The following is a 3,412-nucleotide window of genomic DNA, read 5'->3' on the forward strand; positions in this document are numbered from 1 at the left end:
TAATCTCTTTTGTATATACAGTTTTTTTGCCCACGCAAAAACACCTCCGAATAATGTCACAATACTTATCTCAAGTATTGCCATTTTGGAGGTGTTTTATATTGTCTCACTATTTTAGGTTAGTCCACACTTTATTAATGGCTAAGACCCTTTTTTTAAATAGTATAAGAATTGATATAATAGCATATAAGTCTTTTAAATGATTTCTTCCTTGTTTCTACCTTCTTCCAATAAATTAGCTTTATTATAGTAAAAGATGTATTTTTGAAAATAATGGTTTCTCTCTAAGCCTCCTTTTGCTCGATTCGATTTTTGTGAATATTTAGTAGCCAGCCGTTTACTGTGTCTAATTTTTATTGTTAGTAAAACAGAATTCATCATTTTCCCCCTTCTAACCATTCTTAATAACGAACAAATAATCAAAAAAATAATCAGCTTTATTTTTATATTTTTCTCTTTTTTATTGATTCGTTATTAAGAACATATTTTGTATATAAACCCCTTTATACTTTTAAATATACTCATATATGTTCTTTATGTCAATGAATTTTCGTTTCTTTTAAAGAACAAATGTATAAACAGCTATTTGTTTTTTATAAGAAATAGCTATTTGGTAAAACTGAAATTTATCATGGTAAAGTACAAGGGTTCATAAGATAATCTTTATAAAGATTGGATTGAGGAATAGCAGGATAACTTTTTACGCTCTTCTATCCTTTCTATCTGTTTTAATTCCTTTAATAAATCACCTATACAAACTAACTCCATAAATAAATAAGTTATTTTCCAATTGTTGTCACTATTTATTTCTTCCTTTAATTCACTTGGGAGTAACCTACAACTTTGTATTAAAAGTGTTTTACTTATAGCGGAGTCCAATTCTTTTACATCGTCCATCTCTATTATTTCTTGTATATGGCCAATTGCATTCATCATTTCTTCTTTCTTTTCATCGCTTAGAGATATTTTTGTGAAGTTTGAAGAGCTTAACAGCCCAAGGTGATAAATTAGCTGTCGCAAAATAGCTACCTTTTTATATTCATAATGAAAAAGCTTCATACTTTCTCGACTCGAATGATATAATTTCCACTCCATTTTCTGATAGGAACAGAGCGTTTCTATACGATCCAAGTTCTTCCTCAATACATCAAAGGTATTTTTTGTGCTCTTATGTAAAGGCTGTTGGGCTATGATTTCCTTCCCCCTCATTTGAAGAAAGTTTCCAGCTTCTGCAGATAAAAATCTAATTTTATCCATAATCCCTTTTGAATAATCTGGGTGAATGACTAAAAGATTTACCAAAGAAGATACGATTAACCCAATGCCAGTTGTCCCTAATCGAACGAAAAATGATAAAGTATAATGGTCATGAACAGTGGAAATCATCGCTACTCCTGTAAGCGTGGCAACTAAGATACCTGCATGTAATCGTAATTTATGGCATGTAAACAAAGTACCAAGCGCTACGATTGTATACGTGTACGGTTGATCTCCTAACAGATATGTAAAAAGAACAGCATATGCTGCTCCTATTGCGGATGCAGGAAAACGGATAAATGCTTTTTTTATTGAGTCTCTTGCAGTTGGTTCTATCGTCACTATGGCTGTAATAACTGCAAACATTACTGGCCATTCCAACAAATAGCAAAAAACAGAGGTTAACAAAACCGCTATCCCTGTTTTTACGATCCTTCCACCTACTATTTTATTATTTATTAATGCTGTTATCATAGATGATACCTTCTTTATTTATTCATTGATTATCTTTATTATACTGCAGGAAAAATCCTCATAGGGGAAATTAAACATTTTATTTTTATAAAATAGAGGAGAAACATAATAATGAACCTATCTTCAAAAAAAGCAAAGAAGTTTGCATATATCAAACTCCTTTGCTTTGGCATTCACTTAGAAAGAAACGCTCTCTCCTGCGAACTTTTTTCGATAATGTTCTTCAATATTACTTCTTTTTCAAGATAACTGGATTTAATTCCAAAGTGGGGTTCTATATGTTCTATCGCTTTATTGCCCATCATTAATAATTTAACTGCTCGATAAGGCATATTAATTCCAGCAAGACAACTATAATGTAGACCCCCAGACATTCGTGGGTTAATCTCTAATAATTTTGGCTTGCCCTCTTTGTATTTCACTTGAATATTATAAACAAAGGGAATTTCTAAAACTTGATTTATTTTCTCCGCCAATGTAATTAATTCTTGATTGTGTTCTAGTTCCCTTACTCTTCCTTTTCCCTTTTTCCTTGGAATAGCTACCATTAACTCTCCATCGTATCCTAAACAATCAATACTATATTCTGTTCCATCCAAGTATTCCAACACCATTAAGGGTGGAAATTCTGATTGCTGCTTTAATATACTATAAGCATGATCAAATGTTATTTTATGAGAAATGCCTTTGTTAAATAGTTCTTCAATGCTGTCTAGGCTATCCTGAATGATTCGAAAACCATTCCCACCTTCTCCTATCACAGGCTTAAAGCATACAGTATGTCCTTTATCCTTTAAAGCATAATAAGCTGCTTTAAAAGCTTCTGCATCGCTGACAACAAAGTAATCAGGAATAGCAACATATTCCTTCAGTAGGGAATGTCTCTCTATTAACCGATAGGTAGCTTCTTTGTCATCGAGCTCCTCCATCAAACGAGCATCTGGGCAAACAAGTACCTTAACTCCTAAATCATTGAATTCCTTTATATGCTTGGCAATAAGGACATTTTCCTTCCGCGGAACAAATAGATCAATCGAATGGATACGACAAAATTCTAAACAAAATTGAAGATAATCTTCTCCCGTAACAGTTGGTTCTTTGAAAGCTGCATCACAATAACTTAAGTAAAGGGCATCTTCATTGCTAGAAGTTCCGTATACTTCAAATTCGATTCCATCTGAATTATAACGGATCATATCAATAAAATGTGCAACTGTTGTGAACCATTGGTTAAACCAAATTCTTTTTTTCATTTCTCTATCCTTTCAGCTATACTAATGATTTCCATTTTTTAGCTCTCTGAAATTTTTATTATGGATAACCTATCTTCTTTTTATTCCTATTGTTAAACAAAAATTCGACAACCTCTGTCAAATTCCTGCATCTTGCAGTACCCTTTTCTGAAACTTCTTTTTATTCACTCTGTTTCAAGTTTTTAAATTCAGGGAAAATAGATACAAATAATACTTTTATTTGTATAGACAGATTCTAATTTGTACTATTCTATTAGGCTCATGCTATAATTAATAAATAGTATTAATTTTGTAAAAATGTTAAAAGTCCTGCGGTAATATGTCAAGTACCAAAATCTAAGGAATTGGAAATTGTAAGCCAACCAATACCTAAAAAAGACAATACTTAAGAAACCCAGTAAGATATTAAACCATTTACTGGAAAATAT

3 protein-coding genes are annotated in these 3,412 nt (G+C 31.7%); all 3 read right to left on the reverse strand.

What is annotated here, in order from left to right; genetic code table 11:
• Positions 1-195: 195 nt before the first annotated feature.
• The 3 genes from QQZ16_RS01555 to QQZ16_RS01565 all read right to left on the reverse strand — a co-directional run bounded on the left by QQZ16_RS01555 (position 196) and on the right by QQZ16_RS01565 (position 2,984).
• Positions 196-378: a hypothetical protein gene (locus QQZ16_RS01555; RefSeq protein ID WP_031540268.1), complete on the reverse strand. Its 183-nt coding sequence runs from the start codon at positions 376-378 to the stop codon at positions 196-198.
• A 285-nt stretch (positions 379-663) separates the two neighbouring features.
• The gene (locus QQZ16_RS01560; RefSeq protein ID WP_031540267.1) at positions 664-1,731 is read right to left on the reverse strand and encodes an aromatic acid exporter family protein; all 1,068 of its coding nucleotides are present in this window, start codon (positions 1,729-1,731) and stop codon (positions 664-666) included.
• A gap of 173 nt (positions 1,732-1,904) precedes the next feature.
• Entirely contained in the window at positions 1,905-2,984 is a 1,080-nt protein-coding gene (locus QQZ16_RS01565; protein ID WP_031540266.1) for an ATP-grasp domain-containing protein, read from the reverse strand.
• Positions 2,985-3,412: the final 428 nt, after the last annotated feature.

The organism is Bacillus sp. T2.9-1, from assembly GCF_950097965.1.
Classification (GTDB): domain Bacteria; phylum Bacillota; class Bacilli; order Bacillales; family Cytobacillaceae; genus Niallia; species Niallia hominis.

Coding starts and splice junctions, on each gene's coding strand:
- QQZ16_RS01555 (WP_031540268.1), bottom strand. CDS start 378: ATGAATTCTGTTTTACTAACAATAAAAATTAGACACAGTAAACGGCTG.
- QQZ16_RS01560 (WP_031540267.1), bottom strand. CDS start 1,731: ATGATAACAGCATTAATAAATAATAAAATAGTAGGTGGAAGGATCGTA.
- QQZ16_RS01565 (WP_031540266.1), bottom strand. CDS start 2,984: ATGAAAAAAAGAATTTGGTTTAACCAATGGTTCACAACAGTTGCACAT.